This window comes from Microbispora sp. ATCC PTA-5024 (assembly GCF_000511135.2).
Lineage (GTDB): Bacteria > Actinomycetota > Actinomycetes > Streptosporangiales > Streptosporangiaceae > Microbispora > Microbispora corallina.
On the sequence record NZ_KI866527.1, the window covers coordinates 254,732 to 272,659 of the forward strand.

The window sequence follows — 17,928 nt, forward strand, 5'->3', positions numbered from 1 at the left end:
AGACGCTCCAGCGCCGGCCCCGGGTCCGGCGCCCGCCCCGCCCCCGGCGACGCCTCGGTCACACCGGCCTGGGCCTCCCCAGCCACTGACACCGTCCCGGCTCCCTCGGCCGGCGCGCTGCCCGCCGCGGGCGGCAGGCGGGCCGACAGCACGGCGTAGACGGCCTCCCGGATCTCCAGGGCGGCCCGCCACGCCTGGGCGGCCGAGCCGGGCGCGGCCCGCCAGGCGGCGGCCACCTCCTCCGCCTCCCGCTCGTCGAGCACGTCCACCCGCCGCGCCCAGGCCAGCAGGCCCTCCGGCCCCGGCAGGTACTCGTGGTGGCCGGACCCGTCCGGCGTCCGCGGGGCCACCGTGTTCACCAGGTCGAGCACGAGATGACCGCCGACGATCCGCAAATCGGAGTTGTGCGTCTCATCCATGTTTGTCATGCTACCACCTAAGAGACTTTTACTGGTAGCAAGGGAGCTGTAATGGACCGCCTCGGATCGGATCGCCGGGCGATGTGGGCCCTGGTCGCCCTCGCCACGGCGGCCTTCGCGTACGTCACGGCCGAGCTCCTGCCCGTCGGGCTGCTCACGGTGATGGCGGCCGACCTGGACAGGTCGCCGTCCGAGACGGGCCTGCTGGTCACCGGGTACGCCGTGGTGGTGGTGCTGGCGTCGCTCCCGCTCACCCGGCTGACCCGGCGGGTGCCGCGCCGCAGGCTGCTCACGGTGACGCTCGCGGTCTTCGCCGCGGGAGCGCTGCTCAGCGCCGTCGCGCCGAGCTACCCCGTCCTGCTCGGCGGGCGGATGCTGATCGCGCTCACCCAGGCCCTCTTCTGGTCGGTCGTCGCGACCACGGCGACCGACCTGTTCCCCCCGGCCCTGCGGGGACGGGTGGTGGCCCGCCTGGCGATCGGCAACTCGCTCGCGCCCGTCATCGGCGTCCCCGCCGGCACGTGGCTGGGCCAGCAGGCCGGCTGGCGGACCTCGTTCGCCGTCATGGCCGCCGTGGGGCTCGCCGTCTGCCTCACGGTCGCCCTGCTGCTGCCGGCGGACCGCGTGAGGAGCCACGAGGCCGGCCGGGGCACCGAGCCCGACGGCCGCCGGTACGCGATCCTCGTCGTGGCCACCCTGATCGCGGTGACCGGTTTCCTGACCGCCTACACGTACATCACGCCGTTCCTGCTGGAGGTCGGCGGGTTCGCCCCGGCGGCGCTGAGCCCGCTGCTGCTCGCCGGGGGGATCTCCGGCGTGACCGGCACCCTGGCCGTCGGGCCCTTCCTCGACCGGCACCCCCGGGGGACGCTGCTCGTCCCGCTGGGCATGGTGACCTGCGCGCTGGCCGCGCTGTACGCCCTGGGCGGGGTGAAGCCGGCCGCGGTCGTGGGGCTGTGCGTCATGTCGATCGGCTTCAGCGCCATGGTGACCTCGATGCAGAACCGCACGCTGCACGTGGCGCCGGGCAGCACCGACCTCGCCTCGGCCGGGATCAGTTCGGGGTTCAACGTCGGCATCGCGACCGGTTCGCTCCTCGGCGGCGCCGTCCTCGACGGCGCCGGGGCCCGGGACCTTGCCGCGACGGGGGCGGTGCTGACCGCCGCGGCGCTCGTCGTGCTGCTCAGCGAGCGGTGGCTGGCCCCGGCCGGCCGCCGGGCCGCGCCCGAGCCGGCGGCCGCGGCGGAGGCCCCGGTCGCCGGCCCCTGCCGCTGACCGGGTGCGCCGGGGGTGTCAGCCCAGGGCCTCGGACAGATCGGTCAGCAGGTCGTCGATCGTCTCGATGCCGACCGACAGCCGGACGAGGTCGGCGGGGACCTCCAGCGGGGACCCGGCGGCAGAGGCGTGCGTCATGCGGCCCGGGTGCTCGATCAGCGACTCGACGCCGCCCAGCGACTCGCCCAGCGTGAACAGCCGGGCGCGGTTGCAGACCTCGACCGCGGCCTCCTCGCCGCCGGCGACCCGGAAGGACACCATGCCGCCGAAGCGCCGCATCTGCTTGGCCGCCACCTCGTGGCCGGGGTGGTCGGGAAGCCCGGGGTAGAGCACCTGCGTCACCCGCTTGTGCGACAGCAGCAGGTCGACGACCCGCTCGGCGTTGTCGCAGTGCCGCTCCATGCGGACGCCCAGCGTCTTCAGCCCGCGCAGCGTGAGCCAGGCGTCGAACGGCCCGGCGACGGCCCCGATCGCGTTCTGGTGGTAGGCGAGACGCTCCCCCAGGTCGGCGGAGCGGGCCACGAGGGCGCCCCCGACCACGTCCGAGTGGCCGCCGACGTACTTGGTGGTCGAGTGGACCACCACGTCGGCGCCGAGCGCGAGCGGCTGCTGCAGGTACGGCGAGGCGAAGGTGTTGTCCACGACCAGCAGGGCCCCGGCGTCGTGGGCGATCTGGGCGAGACCCGCGATGTCGGCGACGTTGAGCAGGGGGTTGGTTGGCGTCTCGACCCAGATCACCCGGGTGCTGCCGGACCGCACCGCGGCCCGCACGGCGGACAGGTCGCCCAGCGGCACCGGGTCGAACGACACGCCCCACGGCTCCAGGACGCGGGAGAACAGCCGGTAGGTGCCGCCGTACGCGTCGTCCGGGATCAGCACGTGGTCGCCGGGCCGGCACACCGCGCGCAGCAGGGTGTCCTCGGCGGCCAGGCCCGACGCGAACGCCAGGCCCCGCGCGCCGCCCTCGACGGCCGCGACGGCCTCCTCGAGCGCGGTCCTGGTGGGGTTGGCGGACCGGCTGTACTCATATCCCGCGCGCAACCCGCCCACGCCGTCCTGCTTGTACGTGGACACGGCGTAGATGGGGGGCACGACCGCGCCCGTATGCGGATCTGCCTCCTGGCCGGCGTGGACGGCCAGGGTCTCGAAGCCATGGTTCATGGGGTCGAGCGTAGTCGCCCGTCCCCCCTGCTCCTGGCGGCCCGAGCACCCCTAGCGTCCTATTTGTTGTAGATCGTCCGACCCAAGATCACCTGATTTTTCAGGACATGTCCAAAGAGCCCTGATTGCCCTAATGGTTCGCCAGGAACGCGAGGAGGTCCTGGCGGGTGACCATGCCGACCGGCTTGCCGTCGTCGAGGACCACGGCGGCGTCGGCCTTCTCCAGCGCCTCGACGGCGCGGGCCACCGGCTCGCCCGAGCCGATCATGGGCAGGAGGGCGGACATGTGGCCGCCGATCTGGTCGTCGGAGCGGACCCGGCCATGGTAAAGACCCTCCAGCAGGTCGCGCTCGACGATCGAGCCGACGACCTCGGCCGCCATGACCGGCGGCTCCTCCTTCATCACGGGAAGCTGCGAGACGTTGTACTCCCGCATGATGGAGATGGCGGTGCCGACCGACTCGTGCGGGTGCACGTGGACGAACTCCGGCAGTCCGGACGTCTTGCGCCGCAGCACGTCCCCGACCAGGCCCTCCTCGCTGGAGGTGGTCAGGAAGCCGTAGTCGGCCATCCACTCGTCGTTGAAGATCTTCGACAGGTAGCCGCGGCCGCCGTCGGGCAGCAGCACCACCACGACGTCGTCCGGCCCGGCGGCCTGGGCCGCCCTGACCGCCGCGACGACGGCCAGGCCGCACGAGCCGCCGACGAGCAGCGCCTCCTCGCGGGCCAGGCGGCGGGTCATGCCGAACGAGTCCTTGTCGGACACCGCGATGATCTCGTCGCAGATTTCGGTGTCGTACGTGACCGGCCAGATGTCCTCGCCCACGCCCTCGACCAGGTACGGACGGCCGGTGCCGCCCGAGTAGACCGACCCCTCGGGGTCGGCGCCGATGATCTTCACGCGGCCGCCGGAGATCTCCTTGAGGTACCGCCCGGTGCCGCTGATCGTGCCGCCGGTGCCGATGCCGGCCACGAAGTGGGTGACCCGGCCCTCGGTCTGCTCCCAGATCTCCGGGCCGGTCGAGTGGTAGTGGCTGTTCGGGTTCTCCGGGTTGGAGTACTGGTCGGGCTTCCAGGCGTTCGGGGTCTCGCGGGCCAGCCGGTCGGAGACCGAGTAGTACGAGTCCGGGTGGTCGGGGGACACGGCGGTCGGGCAGACCACCACCTCGGCGCCGTACGCCCGCAGGACCGAGATCTTGTCCTGGGCGACCTTGTCCGGGCAGACGAACAGGCAGCGGTAGCCCTTCTCCTGGGCGACGATCGCCAGCCCCACGCCGGTGTTGCCGGACGTCGGCTCCACGATCGTCCCGCCGGGCTTGAGCGCTCCGCTCCGCTCCGCGGCCTCGACCATCCGCACCGCGATCCGGTCCTTCACCGATCCGCCGGGGTTGAAGTACTCCACCTTGGCCAGCACCTGGGCGGGCGCGCCCGCCGCCACCTTGCGCAGCCGCACGAGCGGGGTGTTGCCCATCAGCTCGATCAGCGAGTCGTGTACGCGCACCGCGAAGACCACCTTGGTTTGCCGAAGCTTGTCAGCCTGCTCACAGCCCGGTCCCGAGGGGGTGGCCGGGACTCGGCTAGTTTCTTCTCTCAAACCGTACCGTGACGCGAGGAGGGTGGGTGTTCTGGACGACCGGCGCGGCGCGCGCCGCCCGTCGCATCGCCACCGCCGCCGCTCTGGGGGGCGGCGGGCTGACCGCGCTCGGCGCGGTGACGTACGGCCTGCTGATGGCGGAGGCGATGCTGGCCCGCAGGATCGTCGGCCAGCCCCACGGACTCGACGGCCCCCCGTCCGACGGCGTGTACGGCGCCTACCCTGGCGAGCCCCTCCGCATGGTCGTGCTCGGCGACTCCACCTCCGTCGGCCTGGGCATGACCCGCCCGCAGGACACCCCGGCCGTCGTCATCGCGCTCGGCCTGGCCGCGGTCGCCGATCGGCCCGTACGGCTGACCGTCGTGGGCCGGTCCGGCGCGGAGTCCGTCCACCTGGGAGACCAGGTCGACCGGGTGCTGGAGGAGCGGCCGGAGATCGCGGTGATCTTCGTGGGCGCCAACGACGTCACCACGGCCACCCCGCCCGCCCGCGCCGTCCACCACCTCCAGAAGGCGGTCCGCCGGCTGCGCGACGCCGGGGCCGAGGTGGTCGTCGGCACCTGCCCCGACCTCGGCACGGTCCGCCCGATCGCCCAGCCGCTGCGGTGGGTCACCCGGCGGTGGTCGCGCCAGCTCGCCGCCGCCCAGACCGTCGCGGTGGTCGAGGCCGGCGGCCGGACGGTGGCGTTCGCCGACCTCCTGGGCCCCGAGTTCGACGCCAACCCGGCCGAGATGTTCGGACCCGATCGTTTTCATCCATCTGCACGAGGTTACCTACAAGCCGCGTACGCAGTGCTACCGTCTGTATGCGCCGCGTTGGGGTTGTGGCCAGAACCCGAACCCGTGCGCGTCGAAGGATCGCAATACCTTTTGGCGGCCATGGCCGTAGAGGAACCCGGCACCGAGGTCACCGCGACCCGCGTCGCCGGCCGGGCGGTCGGCCCTCATGGACGATGGGCGGCGCTGCTCCGCCGGAGACCCGGGCCGCTTCCGAGCGCCTAGAGTCGGTCACCTTACGCGGCCGGGCCATCACCCCCTGTAGGAGTGAAATGTTCCGGCCTCACGCGAAACCCGCCCTGACGTTCGCCGCGACCGCCTTCCTGTCGGCCGGCGCGCTGGCAGGCTGCTCCGGTGGCGACGACGCCGCCAAGGACGTCCCGTCCTGGCAGAACACGCACGTGAACGCCGTCAGCCGCGCCACCGTCGGAGCGGGCGTCGCGGCGGCCACCTCGATGAAGGCCGACGGCACGCTGGAGACCGTCGCCCTCGACCTCGCCTCCGGGCGCACCCTGTGGACCCATGCCGCGACCATGGCGGGACGGCTGCCCGGCATGGGTGTGCAGGCGCCGGCCACCGTCGAGACCGGCGGCGGCCAGGCCGTGGTGGTCGCGCTCGACCCCACCCCGCAGGGCAAGGACAAGGTCACGCTGGTCGCGCGGGACGCGCGCACCGGCCGGCAGATCTGGACCCGGCCGGTCCACTCGACGTTCGGCCCGCAGCGCTGCGGGCCGTACGTCTGCCTGTCGGAGAACACCGCCCTGTCCAGCGCCCGGGTCGTCGTCCTCGGGCCGAAGGACGGCAAGGTCCAGTGGCGGCTGCAGGGCATCGCCGAGGTCGAGTGGTCCGACCAGGCGCGGGTCGTGCTGCTGCGGCTCGCCTCCCACCCCGTGCTGGAGTCCCACGACGTGAAGACCGGCAAGGTCGTCTGGCAGCTTCCCATCGAGCAGGCGCTCGGCGAGGGCGTCGACATGTCGGGCGGCTGGGCGTTCGGGGCGACCGGGGACAAGCTCGTCGGGTACGTCGCCCCCTACACCAACCCCCAGACCAAGCAGACCTCGACGTTCGGCCTGTTCTCGGCCCGGCTGTCCGACGGTGCGGTGGACTGGATGCGGCCCTCGGTCGTGCGTGTCTACCCCAGCGGCAACCCGGCCTTCGCCCCCGTCGTACGGCCGGTCGACGAGCAGGGCCAGTACGGCGGCTTCGCCCGGCTCGACGCCGAGACCGGGCGGGTCCTCGGGCAGATCACCCCGACGCAGGTGCCCGGCACGGGCTGGTGGCTGGCGTTTCCTCCCGGGATGGACAAGCTCGGCTTCCTCAAGCGCGACGCCCCCGGCACGGTCTTCGACCTGAGCACCGGCGAGCCCACCCCGGTCAAGGGCGCCAGCGGGTGGTCCTTCTGCGTCACCGACCCCAAGCCGCTGGCGCTGCGCGGCATGACCCCGGGCTTCTACTCGATCGCCGCCCTGTGCGAGTTCGACCTGGCCACGGGCAGGCGGGTCACCTCGTCCACGCCGCCTCCCTCGTGGTTCACGGGCAGCCAGAACGGCTGGCGCATCTGGCGCGACGAGCGCGGCGCCCTGCACGCCCTCAACGACGGCACCGCCACCACCCCCGGCATGTACGGCTGATTCTCCCGTCCGCCCCGACGGTGAGCGGGAAACACTCGAGCGATCCGGAGGGGCGCGCCGTCGTCTGGACTGAGAAGCGAGCGGGAAGCGAGGAACGAGCGACCCCGAGCGACGAAGGAAGACGGCGGATCGCGAGCGCCCCGATGGTGAGCGGGAAACACTGTGCAGTGGTACAAAGTTCTGTTCCGGCGGCCCCCAGGCGTGGCGGGCGGCGTACCGAAGGGTAACCTCCGGGAGGAGGGCCGCCCGAAACCCTGAGCGGGGTGGCACGAGCAGGCAGGAGACGCACATGCCCGAGGCAGTCATCGTGGCGACCGCGCGGTCGCCCATCGGCCGCGCGTTCAAGGGGTCGCTCACCGGGATCCGTCCGGACGACCTCACCGTTCAGATGATCCGGGCCGCGCTGGCGAAGGTCCCTCAACTCGACCCGAACGACGTGGACGACCTGATGCTCGGCTGCGGCCTGCCCGGGGGCGAGCAGGGCTTCAACATGGCCCGCGTGGTGTCCGTGCTGCTCGGGCTCGACGGCGTGCCGGGGACGACCGTCACGCGGTACTGCTCGTCGTCGCTCCAGACCACCCGGATGGCCTTCCACGCGATCAAGGCGGGCGAGGGCGACGTGTTCATCTCGGCCGGCGTGGAGGCGGTCTCCCGCTTCGTGAAGGGCAACTCCGACTCCCTCCCCGACACGACCAACCCGCTGTTCCTCGACGCCAAGGCGCGCACCGACAGGGCGGCCGGGGGCGGGGCGGCGGCCTGGCACGACCCGCGCGAGGACGGCGCGCTGCCCGACGTCTACATCGCGATGGGCCAGACGGCTGAGAACGTGGCCGGGCTCAGGGGCGTGTCCCGCCGTGAGCAGGACGAGTTCGGCGTGCGGTCGCAGAACCTCGCGGAGAAGGCCATCGCGAACGGCTTCTGGGAGAGCGACATCACCCCGGTGACGCTGCCCGACGGCTCGGTGGTCGCCAAGGACGACGGGCCCCGCGCGGGGACGACGTACGAGGCCGTGTCGCAGCTCAAGCCGGTCTTCCGCCCCGACGGCACGGTCACGGCGGGCAACTGCTGCCCGCTGAACGACGGCGCGGCCGCGGTCGTGGTGATGAGCGACACCAAGGCGGCCGAGCTGGGGATCACCCCGCTGGCCAGGATCGTCTCGACCGGCGTGACGGGCCTGTCACCGGAGATCATGGGGCTCGGGCCCGTCGAAGCGTCCCGCCAGGCGCTGTCCCGGGCCGGCATGGCGATCGGCGACGTGGACCTCGTGGAGATCAACGAGGCGTTCGCCGCCCAGGTGATCCCGTCGTACCAGGAGCTCGGCATCGACCTCGACCGTCTCAACGTGAACGGCGGGGCGATCGCGGTCGGGCACCCGTTCGGCATGACCGGCGCCCGGATCACCTCCACGCTGATCAACGGCCTGCGCTTCCACGACAAGTCGATCGGGCTGGAGACCATGTGCGTGGGCGGCGGCCAGGGCATGGCGATGGTCCTGGAGCGGCTGTCCTGACCCGAGCCCGGCCGCGGGCGGTGAGGACCCTCGCCGCCCGCGGTCGTCGCCGCGTCAGCCGTGGTGGTCGGGGCCGGCCCGGGTCGGCTCGATGCGGATGATCACCCGCTTGTCCTTCTCCATGGCGGCCCGGTAGTCGTCCCAGTCCGGGTGCTCGCCGCTGATGTCGCGGTAGTACTGGACCAGGTGCTCCATGGCGTCGGGGAGCGAGACGATGTGAGCGGTCCCCTCGACCTGGATCCACGGGCCGAAGAAGGCGTCGGTCGTCACGGTGAGGACGACCTGCGGGTTCTCACGGAGGTTGCGGGTCTTCACGGCGGTTTCGCGGCTGCTCACCACCAGGTGGCCCTCGGCGTCGAGGCCGACGGTCACCGGAGAGGTCTGCGGCCGCCCGTCGGGGTGCCAGGTCAGCATGATCGCGCGGTGGTTGTCCTTGACGAACGCACGCGCCTTGTCGAGATCCATGTGACCATCATGCAGACAAGAAGGCGCCCGCACCGATCCGGTGCGGGCGCGGCCGTACGTGTGGACGGCGTCCGTCCCGTCGTTCTACCAGCGGCGGCGCCGCTCGTGCTCGAGAACGATGGCGGCGGCGTAGCCGTGGCTCAGCCCGTGCTCGTCGGCGAGCCAGTTGGCCCGCTCATCACAGCGCAGGAACGACGGGCCGTTGTCGATGGCTTCGAACCACTCGGGGAGGTCGCGCCCGGTTATGGACGGGACGCGGGCGATCAGCTTGTTCTGGGTCTCCGGTGAGTGGTTCAACGACATGGGCACCTCCACGGAAAAGGCTGCTTTGTGTCACAGTGCATCACCGGTCGGCGCTTGACAAGCCCCTGGCGGACATCGATTCGTTACGAGATGTTGATCGAAGGTTACGCCGTGCGCGGTCCCGTCCTGCTATACGCCGAAAAGAGCGCCCTTCAGGACGAAGAGCGCTCCCTCAGCAGGCACCGGTCAATCGTTGTTCGTGAAGTAGCTGATGAACCGCAGGATCTCCAGGTAGAGCCAGACGAGGCTGAGCGTCAGGCCGAAGGCCATCAGCCAGGAGTACCGCTCCGGCACGCCGCTCCGCACCCCGCGCTCGATCTCGTCGAAGTCGAGGAGCAGGAAGAAGCAGGCGAGCAGGATCATGGCGGCGCTGAAGATCCAGCCGACGGGGCTGTCGGTCCGCAGGCCGAGGCCGCCGCCCACGAAGATGCTCGCGATCCAGTTGATCAGCATCAGGCCCACGGCGGCGAACCCGGCGGCGACCACGAACTTGGCGAACTTCGGCGTGGGCCGGAAGACCTTGAGCGCGTAGACGGCCAGCGTGCCGCCGAAGGCGACCATCGTGCCGAGGACGGCCTGCAGGACGATCCCGCTGTAGAAGTTCTCGTACATGTGGCTCAGCACGCCGATGGCCACGCCGTAGCAGATCGAGTATCCGAGGATGAGCGCCGGGTTGGTGCTCTGCCGGAACGAGACGATCAGCCCGAGGACCAGGCCCACCAGCATCGCCGGAGCGGCGAGCCCCCAGCCGACGTTGAAGTACCACGCCAGGGCGGCCGACAGCACGAGCGTGCCCAAGGTCAGGAAACCGCGCACGACGACGTCGTCCATCGTCATCGCCCGGGCGGTCGGCGGCGCGTACGACGGGGCGGCGTACATCGCGTCCAACTGCTGCACCGTCGGCTCCGGCCCCGTCCACGCCCGCTGACCGGCCGGCCCGCGCCGGCTGAATATCGGGTTCTTGCTCTCCATCGCTGCCTCCACGACGCGACCTTGCGATCAGCCCTTGCACGGCTCAGTGGGGATGGTGCCCGCGGAGCGGCGCTCCCACAAGTGGGCCCGCCACCTCGCCGTCTCGTCCAACGACCCGGCCCTGCGCCGAGTTCCCCCAGGCCGCGGTGCCCGCGACCGTCCCCGAAAGCGGCACAAACTGGGATGGTTCTTTTACTTGAGAAATTCAAGTTAGTGCTAGCGTAGGGCCTGTACGCGCAGACATGTGCCCTGACCTGGCAGAAGACGTCCATCTCAGATGCTGTGGCCTTGCGCGGCACCACTGGAAAGCATGAAGGCGGGTCACGGGAACCCGCCATCGCAGACGCATCCACAGCGGTCAATCGGCGGCGCGGCACGCGCCCGGGAGCGACAGGGCCGTCACTCACTCTCCGCACGTGCCTGGACGATCGCCCGCCTCCCGAGGAGGACGGCCTTGAGCCACGTGAAAGCCCCGCTCATCGAGCGGCTACGCAGGACCCCGGCCCGGCTGGGACCACGGTCGATCAAGGGACGGCTCACGGTGCTCGTGACCCTCCTCGCCGCGATCCTCCTGGCGCCGACCGGCCTGGTCGGGGCGCTGACCGCCCGTCAGACCTTCTCCAGCACCCTGTGGCTGGACGCCCGGAGGCAGGCGGTCCTCACCGGCGCCGCCGTACGGGCAGGTCAGCTCCACGACGCCGTCCGGCCGCGGGTGGCGGGCGTCGACCTCGTCCAGGTCGTCGGGGCCCACCGCGAGGTCCTGGCGTCCTCGCCGGCCGCCCGGGGGCTGCCGGTCCTGAGCGACGCCCTGCCGTCCGCGCTGGACCCGATCAAGGAGGTCCACACCTGCCGGATTCCCGGACTCGGGTGCGTCCACCTCGCGGCAGTGCGCCTGTCCCCCTCACCGTCCTCCCCCGTCGTGTACGCCGGGCGGCCCGTCTCGGGCCTGAACCCGATAGGTGTGTTCGATTCCTTCTTCATCGCGGAGGTCGCCGTGCTGCTGGTCCTGACCGCCTGGGGGACCTGGAAGATCGCCGGGCGTACGCTCCGCCCGGTCGAGGGCATCCGCTCCCAGCTCGCCGCCATCAATGTGCACGACCTCAGTGAGCGCGTGCCGGAGCCGTCCGGCCACGACGAGGTCGCCGAGCTCGCCCGTACGGTGAACGGCACGCTCAGCCGCATCGAGAAGGCCAAGAGCGTCACCGAGCGCGCGCTGCGCCAGCAGCGCCAGTTCGCCACGGACGCCTCCCACGAGCTGCGCACCCCGCTGGCGGGCCTGCGCGCCCAGCTGGAGGAGGCCCAGCTCCACCCGCAGGAGACCGACCTCGGGGACCTGCTCGAACACGCCCTGGCCGACGTCGACCGGCTGGAGGCGATCATCGGCGACCTCCTGCTGCTCGCCCGGGTGGGGGCGCTGCAGCCCGAGTCCTGGACACCGCTCGACCTCGGCGACCTCGTCCGGCAGGAGACCCGCCGGCGCTGCGACCGGCTTCCGGTGCGGCTGCGCCTGGAGGACGGCGTCACGGTCAACGCCTACCGCGGCCACCTGGTCAGGCTGCTGACCAACCTGCTGGACAACGCGCAGCGGCACGGCCGGCGCGATGTGGAGGTCGCCGTCCGCCGCATGGACTCCATGGTGGAGCTGTCCGTCAGCGACGACGGCGCGGGCGTGCCCGAGGCCGACCGGGAGCGCATCTTCGAACGCTTCACCCGTCTCGACGCCGCCCGCAGCCGCGACCAGGGCGGCAGCGGCCTGGGCCTGGCCATCGCCCGGGACATCGCGGACGCGCACTGCGGGACGCTCGAGGTCGAGGAGTCGCCGTCCGGCGGCGCACGGTTCGTCCTGCGGATGCCCTTCGAGGGGTGCCCGCCGGAGGACGAGGCGCCGGCCGTGAGGCAGCCGCTGAAGACCGCCTGAGGTCAGAGGCGGGCGAAGTAGTCGCGGACCGCCTCGCGGCCGCCGCCGCCCAGCGCCGCCATCAGGGCGGCACGAGCCTTGACCGGCGCCAGCCCGCGCGCCCCGATCGCGCCGACCTTCGCCGCCATGCCGTGTCCGTACGGGAGGTCGCCGAGCCCCACAGGGCCGGTCCGCGCCCGGGACGCCACGACCACCGGGATGTCCCACTCGGTCAGCTCCGCGATCGTGGACAGCAGCCCGACGGGGACGTTGCCCATGCCTGTCCCCTCAAGGACGATCCCGCGGGCCCCGGCGTCCACGACGGCGGACAGGAGCCCGGGCTCCATCTCCGGATACGTCTTGATCAGCGCGACCTGGGACTCGGGGTCGCCCTGGGGGTCGGGCGGCCGCGGAGGCGGAGCGGCGGCCCTCGTCACCCGGCCGTCCACCACCCGGCCCAGCTCGGGGAAGGGCGCCGAGGAGAACGGCGGCCCGTCCCCGGCGGCGTCGGCCAGCGTCACCCAGCGGGCCGCGTGCAGGACGCCGTCCAGGCAGGCGACGGCGCCCACGCCGCGCAGGGCGGGGTCCGCGGCCGCGGCGAGGGCGTCGGCGAGGGCGCGCGGGCCGTCGAGCGGGCGCAGGGCCCCCGTGAACACGAGACTGCCCAGGTGGGCGGCGGGCCCGGCGAGCAGGTCGGCCAGGAACGCCGTCTCCTCAAGGGTGTCCAGGCCGTGCGTGACGACCACGCCGTCGAACCCCTCGTCGAGGAGGGCCGAGCGGGCGCTGCGGGCCAGCCGGAGCATGGTCGAGGGCGAGGTGTCCCAGGACGGCTCGGCCGGCACGTCCTCGACGACCACGTCCGCGTCCGGCCTCCACGGGAGCGCGGCCAGCAGGTCGGCGCCCGTCGCGAGCCCCGTACGGCCGGGTTCGCTCGGGTACGCCATCACGTCGCCGGTCGCCAGCAGCAGCACACGCCTCACGGCGTGGACCCGCCTTCGGCCTCCGGCGCCATCCCCATCTGGAGCTCCAGCCGTTCGATGCGCTCCACGAGCGGCTGGACCTCCTTGCGGACGACAGCCGCCACCAGCGCGGCCGGATCCTGGGCCTCGGCCTGACCCTGCGCCTTCAAGTGGACGTAGCCGGCGAGCGCGGCCGCGACCGCCCGGCGGGTCAGTTTCGGCTCCGCGCCCCGGGAGCGCAGCAGGTGCCCGGCCGCCCCCTCCGGCTCGACGGCCAGGCCGAGCAGCAGGTGCTCACAGCCGACGTAGTTGTGGCCGAACGCCTGGGCCTCGGTGACCGCCAGCTCGAGCGCGTTCGCGGCGTGCCGGTCGAACCGGATCGGCTGCTCGCTCCCGGGGGAGGACGCGGGGCCGCCCATGTCGTGCTCCAACTGCGTGGGGTCGATGTCGATGGCCCGCAGAACCTGCAGGGCCAGGTTCTGGCCCTCGGCCAGGATCCCCGCCAGCAGGTGCTCGGTGCCCACGGCTGCGGCGTCCCGCGCCCGGGCGTGTTCGACGGCCAGGCGCAGGGCCGCCCGGGACCGCGCGGTGAAGTGGGCGAGCCGCCCGGACGAGAGGTCGATGTCCATACCCCCCACCACCGTCTCCCTGATGGCCGTGACCCGGCGTACGGCCTGCTCCAGCGCCCGCTGGCAGATGGCGGAGACGGGCAGACCGGCGTCCTTCACGGCCTCGGCCAGCTCGTCGGGCAGGTACACGTTGATTTTCGGCATGGGCCCTTTATAACCCCTGAGGGGTTATGCGGCTATAACCCCATGACTGCCGACAGGTGGGATCGCTGGGAGTGCCTGATCAGGTTCGAAGCCTCCGGCTTGGATCTCTTGAGTACAAGGTGGACGGCAGTTGCTGCTACGCCTGGCATTCTGAGCCGAAGGATTCACACGCGAAGGAGACGATGACGTGGCCGGTTGGTCGGCAATGGGCGGCACTCACGAGTTCGTCGTTCCCGATGACCATCAGGCCCAGCAGTTGGCGCAGGCCTTGGCCGCGCATGGGTTCGCCCAGGTCATGGCTCGGCCGTCCCCTCAAGGGGGCTGGAAGGTGACCGCCTTCGATGAGGGACCGTATCCCGTCGACGCCCTGGGCCACCGCATGATCGAGGCGGTTGGCCGCGCCGCCGCCGCGGTCGCCCGCCTGCACGGGGGTTACCCGCAGGGCGGCAGCCGATGCGACGTCGGCATGCTGCACGTCCTCCGCGGCGCCGACGCGCCGATCGTGTGCACCAACCCGGGCGCACGCCCTGCGGCTCCTGCCGTCGCGGTGGTCGCTCCGGCACCGCCGGCACCGCTGGCTCTTACTCCCGACACCGTGCAGGACGGGCCTGTCGACCTGTCCGGGCTGGACGATATTCCATGGGCCGACCTGGGACACGCCCACGGTTCCGCCGAGGACGTCCCCGACCTCCTGCGCGCATTGGCGGACCCATTCGGCGACTGGGACCAGACCCTCGACGAGCTGTTCGGCGACGACCTGCTGCATCAGGGAGACTGCTATTCAGCCACCGCGCCCACGATGCCGTTCCTCTCGCGCCTGATCGCCTCCGGGGCCAAGCCCGCCGGGCAGCGACTCGACCTTCATGTGTGGCTGCTCATCGCAGCCGGCCGCTGGGCCGACAGCCTGCTCGGCGATGCCGATCGCGCCGTGGTTCAGGGCCGCCTGCCCGAACCTGCGACTTGGACTGAGGACGTTCACCTCGCCGTCGGCGCGCAACTGCCGGAGCTGCTGTCTCATTGGGAAGCCGAGCCGCCCGCAGTGAGATTCGTGCTGGCCTGCTTGGCAGGGCTGTATCCCCACCTCGGGCGGCGGATCGGCGACCAGATCACCGTTCTGGCGCAGGAGTTCGACGGCACGCAACCAGGTGCGTACCTGCTGCTGGCCGACGCGCTCGTGCACGTCCGAGACGATCAGGCCTTGGCTGTCGCGGCGGACATTGTCGGCTGGGAAACCAGCCTTGACCCCGGCTGGCTGGATGCAGCCGGCGTCACCGGCGCGGTCAAAGCGGGCCACGTCCTCGCCGAAGGCGCGCTTCGCGTTCTCGGCAACGCCGAATAACGCGGTAGTCACGCTCTCGCAGACAGCCGGACTGAGTAGATCAGCCGGTGGCCTGGATCACGCAGGTCACCGGCTTCTTGGCGCTGAGAGGCGCTGGTGCCCCCGGCGGGACTCGAACCCGCACCACAGCCCTTTTAAGGGGCTTGCCTCTGCCATTGGGCTACGGGGGCGCCGCGATCATATGTCAAGGATCACTCAGGTGTAAGCAAGTTACGTCTTAAGCGGCTTGTCCCCCCTTTCTGGCAGGGTGAACGGCACGGGCGCCTGCGACGCGGTCGAGGAACAGAAGGCCGTCGAGATGGTCGATCAGATGCTGGACGCAGCGGGCTTCGAAGGCGTCGGCGTGGACGGTGAGCGGCTCCCCCGTACCGGGCCGTACTCCTCGCACCGTGACCCGGGTCGCGCGGGGTACCTCCGCCACCAGGCCGGGCACCGACAGGCAGCCCTCCCGTGCCGCCTCCCAACGGGCCGCCTCCACGACCTCGGGGTTGGCGATGACCACTTCTCCGGCGCACGACCTGCTGGAAGGATTCCCGGAAACGTCCAGGCACATGAGCCGCCAGCCCAGTCCGAGCTGCGGCGCGGCGAGACCGTGGCACCCCGATAGCCCGCGCATGGTGGCCAGCAGGCACGCGGCGACCGCGGTGACCGCGTCGTCCAGGGGGTCGACGGGGGTGGCGGAGCGCACCAGCGCGGGGTGCGGCGCGGTGACCACCCCCAGCGGGCCGGTACGGCCGCCCGCCATCACAGGACCGCCGGCTCGGAGGGGCGGAAGGCGATCCGCCAGTCGTCGAGGGCGTCCGCCGTACGCCGCATGAGCGAGGCGACGTCGGCGTGGCCGGGCAGGTCGACGTCGGCCACGACGGCCAGCAAACCTCCGCTCGTCCGGCTGGTCATCGACGTGATCGCGCAGCCGGCCTCGGCGAGGAGCCCGGTCACCACGGGCAGGACGTCGCCGCGGGAGGGGCCGTGCAGGGTGACGACGTACGGCAGGCGCTCCGCCGAGGGCGGCGCCTCCTCCGGGGCCCGAGGCGGGGCGGAGGAGGCGCGCACGAGTTCGGCGACGGCGATGGCGAGGCCGGGGAAGCGGCGCGCCAGCCCCTCCCCCAGACGGTCGGCGGCGAGCCCGGCCGAGATCACGAGCGTCATGGCCAGGTAGCCGCTGAGCAGCATCATCGACGAGTCACCGATGGCGCCCCGGTCCGCCAGCGCCCTGGTCACCTCGGCCACCACGCCGGGGCGGTCCCGGCCGACCACCGTCACCGCGTAGAGCCCCAATGTCGTCCCCCTCCGTCGCAGTCGCACAGGACCGCACCGCCGACGGAAGGGGAGCCGGCATCGCGCTGCGGGCGCCCGCACGGCGGACGCCCCGGAGCGGGACGCCTGCCGCACGGTCATGACTAGCGCTTGCGACCGCTCTCCGCGGCGGCCCGGAACTCGTCGCGCGGGTTCTCGATCTCGCCCAGCGAGATCGTCTCCCGCTTGAAGAACAGCGACAGCGTCCAGTCGGCCACCACCCGGACCTTGCGGTTGACCGTGGGCACCCGCGACAGATGATACGTCCTGTGCATGAACCACGCCGGGAACCCGCGGAGCTTGACCCCGTAGACGTTCGCGACGCCGCGGTAGAGGCCGAGCCCGGCGACCGATCCGGCGTACTTGTGCCGGTAGTCCTGTAGCTTCTCGCCCCGCAGGTACGCGGTGATGTTGTCGGCCAGCACCTTGGCCTGCCGTACGGCGTGCTGGGCGTTGGGCGCGCAGTACTGGCCCGGGTTGGTCACGTCGGGCACCCCGGCGATGTCGCCGGCGGCGAACGCGCCCTTGGTGCCGGCGACGGTGAGCCGGGTCGTCGTCTTGATCCGGCCGCGCTCGTCGAGCGGCAGGTCGGTCGAGTTCACGACCGGGCTCGGCTTGACGCCGGCGGTCCAGACGATCGTGGCCGCCTCGAACCGGTCGCCGTCGGAGGTCATGACCAGCCCGCCCTCGCAGGACTGCAGGAAGGTCTCCATCTTGACCTCGATGCCCCGCTCGCGCAGCTGCTCGGCGGTCCATTCGCCCATCTCGGGGCCGACCTCGGGGAGGATGCGGTTGCTGGCCTCGATGAGGACCCAGCGCAGGTCCTTGCTCTCGATGCTCGGGTAGTACTTGATCGCGTCCTCGGTCATGTCCTCGAGCTCGGCCAGCGCCTCGATGCCGGCGAAGCCGCCGCCGACCACGACGAAGGTGAGCGCCCTGCGGCGGATCTCCTCGTCGTCGGCCGACTCGGCGCGGTCGAGGAGGGCGAGGACCCGGTTGCGCAGCGCGATGGCCTCGCCGACCGTCTTGAAGCCGATGGCGGCGTCCTCGAGGCCGGGGATCGGCAGCGTCCGGGAGATCGAACCCGCCGCCATCACGATGACGTCGTACTCGATCTCGCGCGAGTGGCCGACGGCCGGCTCGAACGTCAGGGTCCTGGCCTCGTGGTGCACCTTCGCGACCCTGCCGTTGAGGATGCGGACCTTGGGCAGCACCCGCCGCAGCGGAGCCACGACGTGGCGCGGGGAGATGTTGCCGGCGGCCGCCTCGGGGAGGAACGGCTGGTAGGTCATGTACGACTGCGGGTCGATGAGCGTGATCCGCACGCTCCCGTCACGGAGCTCCCTCCGGAGCGTGCGCTGGAGACGCAGACCGGTGTACAGGCCCACGTATCCACCGCCGACGATGACGATGTGCTTCGATTCGCGGTTCACCACGATGCCCTTCACTCGACGCTTGTGAAAGCATTCACAAGCCTACGTCACGAGATGGCATCCCGGCCAATCGCCATCTGAGGCAACTTCGTGGAAATTTCCCCCTTTAGCTGGTTTTGACTGTT

General features: G+C 71.8%; 17 protein-coding genes and 1 tRNA gene. 6 read left to right on the forward strand and 12 right to left on the reverse strand.

The features are described from left to right. A partial coding sequence (locus MPTA5024_RS35650; RefSeq protein ID WP_036332431.1) for an ABATE domain-containing protein occupies positions 1-419 on the reverse strand: 419 nt, incomplete at its 3' end. 51 nt (positions 420-470) lie between these two features. Between MPTA5024_RS35650 and MPTA5024_RS35655 the strand changes: the two genes are divergently transcribed. Continuing rightward, positions 471-1,694, forward strand: a complete 1,224-nt coding sequence (locus MPTA5024_RS35655; RefSeq protein WP_051459077.1) for an MFS transporter — start codon at positions 471-473, stop codon at positions 1,692-1,694. A gap of 18 nt (positions 1,695-1,712) precedes the next feature. On the opposite strand, the gene MPTA5024_RS35660 is transcribed toward MPTA5024_RS35655, so the two are convergent. Beyond that, positions 1,713-2,855, reverse strand: a complete 1,143-nt coding sequence (locus MPTA5024_RS35660; RefSeq protein ID WP_036332433.1) for a cystathionine gamma-synthase — start codon at positions 2,853-2,855, stop codon at positions 1,713-1,715. Positions 2,856-2,985: 130 nt separating this feature from the next. Continuing rightward, positions 2,986-4,356, reverse strand: coding sequence for a cystathionine beta-synthase (locus MPTA5024_RS35665; RefSeq protein WP_036332901.1), 1,371 nt, complete (start codon positions 4,354-4,356; stop codon positions 2,986-2,988). Positions 4,357-4,475: 119 nt separating this feature from the next. Between MPTA5024_RS35665 and MPTA5024_RS35670 the strand changes: the two genes are divergently transcribed. The 3 genes from MPTA5024_RS35670 to MPTA5024_RS35680 all read left to right on the forward strand — a co-directional run bounded on the left by MPTA5024_RS35670 (position 4,476) and on the right by MPTA5024_RS35680 (position 8,366). Further along, positions 4,476-5,450: an SGNH/GDSL hydrolase family protein gene (locus MPTA5024_RS35670; RefSeq protein WP_036332435.1), complete on the forward strand. Its 975-nt coding sequence runs from the start codon at positions 4,476-4,478 to the stop codon at positions 5,448-5,450. 47 nt (positions 5,451-5,497) lie between these two features. Then, the gene (locus MPTA5024_RS35675; protein WP_036332437.1) at positions 5,498-6,856 is read left to right on the forward strand and encodes an outer membrane protein assembly factor BamB family protein; all 1,359 of its coding nucleotides are present in this window, start codon (positions 5,498-5,500) and stop codon (positions 6,854-6,856) included. A 289-nt stretch (positions 6,857-7,145) separates the two neighbouring features. Continuing rightward, complete coding sequence (locus MPTA5024_RS35680) at positions 7,146-8,366, forward strand: acetyl-CoA C-acetyltransferase (RefSeq protein WP_036332439.1); 1,221 nt, start codon at positions 7,146-7,148, stop codon at positions 8,364-8,366. Positions 8,367-8,420: 54 nt separating this feature from the next. On the opposite strand, the gene MPTA5024_RS35685 is transcribed toward MPTA5024_RS35680, so the two are convergent. The 3 genes from MPTA5024_RS35685 to MPTA5024_RS35695 all read right to left on the reverse strand — a co-directional run bounded on the left by MPTA5024_RS35685 (position 8,421) and on the right by MPTA5024_RS35695 (position 10,106). Next, positions 8,421-8,831, reverse strand: a complete 411-nt coding sequence (locus MPTA5024_RS35685; protein WP_036332441.1) for a PPOX class F420-dependent oxidoreductase — start codon at positions 8,829-8,831, stop codon at positions 8,421-8,423. An 84-nt stretch (positions 8,832-8,915) separates the two neighbouring features. Beyond that, on the reverse strand, positions 8,916-9,134 hold the full coding sequence (locus MPTA5024_RS35690) for a DUF4287 domain-containing protein (RefSeq protein ID WP_036332443.1): 219 nt from the start codon (positions 9,132-9,134) through the stop codon (positions 8,916-8,918). A gap of 186 nt (positions 9,135-9,320) precedes the next feature. Beyond that, positions 9,321-10,106 (reverse strand): Bax inhibitor-1/YccA family protein, encoded by a 786-nt coding sequence (locus MPTA5024_RS35695; protein WP_036332445.1) that lies wholly within the window; start codon positions 10,104-10,106, stop codon positions 9,321-9,323. Positions 10,107-10,569: 463 nt separating this feature from the next. Here MPTA5024_RS35695 and MPTA5024_RS35700 point away from each other — a divergent pair, with 463 nt between their 5' ends. Then, positions 10,570-12,024: a sensor histidine kinase gene (locus tag MPTA5024_RS35700; RefSeq protein ID WP_051459078.1), complete on the forward strand. Its 1,455-nt coding sequence runs from the start codon at positions 10,570-10,572 to the stop codon at positions 12,022-12,024. Positions 12,025-12,026: 2 nt separating this feature from the next. Here the strand turns inward: MPTA5024_RS35700 and MPTA5024_RS35705 are convergent, their stop codons facing one another. Together MPTA5024_RS35705 and MPTA5024_RS35710 are read right to left on the reverse strand one after the other, a co-directional pair. Then, positions 12,027-12,983 carry an asparaginase gene (locus MPTA5024_RS35705; protein ID WP_036332447.1) on the reverse strand — a complete coding sequence of 319 codons (957 nt, stop codon included), beginning with the start codon at positions 12,981-12,983 and terminating at the stop codon, positions 12,027-12,029. Next, a complete protein-coding gene (locus MPTA5024_RS35710) occupies positions 12,980-13,735 on the reverse strand; it encodes a Clp protease N-terminal domain-containing protein (RefSeq protein ID WP_036332449.1) in 756 nt (251 codons plus the stop codon). The genes MPTA5024_RS35705 and MPTA5024_RS35710 overlap by 4 nt, the downstream gene beginning before the upstream one ends. A gap of 187 nt (positions 13,736-13,922) precedes the next feature. Between MPTA5024_RS35710 and MPTA5024_RS35715 the strand changes: the two genes are divergently transcribed. Then, positions 13,923-15,074: a hypothetical protein gene (locus MPTA5024_RS35715; protein ID WP_157099905.1), complete on the forward strand. Its 1,152-nt coding sequence runs from the start codon at positions 13,923-13,925 to the stop codon at positions 15,072-15,074. 94 nt (positions 15,075-15,168) lie between these two features. Here the strand turns inward: MPTA5024_RS35715 and MPTA5024_RS35720 are convergent. The 4 genes from MPTA5024_RS35720 to MPTA5024_RS35735 form a co-directional block, all read right to left on the reverse strand. Then, positions 15,169-15,244: transfer RNA gene (locus MPTA5024_RS35720), tRNA-Leu, on the reverse strand. Between the two features lie 47 nt (positions 15,245-15,291). Then, the gene (locus tag MPTA5024_RS35725) at positions 15,292-15,819 is read right to left on the reverse strand and encodes a peptide deformylase (RefSeq protein ID WP_036332905.1); all 528 of its coding nucleotides are present in this window, start codon (positions 15,817-15,819) and stop codon (positions 15,292-15,294) included. After that, positions 15,819-16,379, reverse strand: coding sequence for an ACT domain-containing protein (locus tag MPTA5024_RS35730; RefSeq protein ID WP_198167592.1), 561 nt, complete (start codon positions 16,377-16,379; stop codon positions 15,819-15,821). The genes MPTA5024_RS35725 and MPTA5024_RS35730 overlap by 1 nt, the downstream gene beginning before the upstream one ends. A gap of 95 nt (positions 16,380-16,474) precedes the next feature. Next, positions 16,475-17,803, reverse strand: coding sequence for an NAD(P)/FAD-dependent oxidoreductase (locus tag MPTA5024_RS35735; RefSeq protein ID WP_036332907.1), 1,329 nt, complete (start codon positions 17,801-17,803; stop codon positions 16,475-16,477). Positions 17,804-17,928: the final 125 nt, after the last annotated feature.

Coding starts and splice junctions, on each gene's coding strand:
- MPTA5024_RS35655 (WP_051459077.1), top strand. CDS start 471: ATGGACCGCCTCGGATCGGATCGCCGGGCGATGTGGGCCCTGGTCGCC.
- MPTA5024_RS35660 (WP_036332433.1), bottom strand. CDS start 2,855: ATGAACCATGGCTTCGAGACCCTGGCCGTCCACGCCGGCCAGGAGGCA.
- MPTA5024_RS35675 (WP_036332437.1), top strand. CDS start 5,498: ATGTTCCGGCCTCACGCGAAACCCGCCCTGACGTTCGCCGCGACCGCC.
- MPTA5024_RS35680 (WP_036332439.1), top strand. CDS start 7,146: ATGCCCGAGGCAGTCATCGTGGCGACCGCGCGGTCGCCCATCGGCCGC.
- MPTA5024_RS35685 (WP_036332441.1), bottom strand. CDS start 8,831: ATGGATCTCGACAAGGCGCGTGCGTTCGTCAAGGACAACCACCGCGCG.
- MPTA5024_RS35690 (WP_036332443.1), bottom strand. CDS start 9,134: ATGTCGTTGAACCACTCACCGGAGACCCAGAACAAGCTGATCGCCCGC.
- MPTA5024_RS35695 (WP_036332445.1), bottom strand. CDS start 10,106: ATGGAGAGCAAGAACCCGATATTCAGCCGGCGCGGGCCGGCCGGTCAG.
- MPTA5024_RS35710 (WP_036332449.1), bottom strand. CDS start 13,735: ATGCCGAAAATCAACGTGTACCTGCCCGACGAGCTGGCCGAGGCCGTG.
- MPTA5024_RS35725 (WP_036332905.1), bottom strand. CDS start 15,819: ATGGCGGGCGGCCGTACCGGCCCGCTGGGGGTGGTCACCGCGCCGCAC.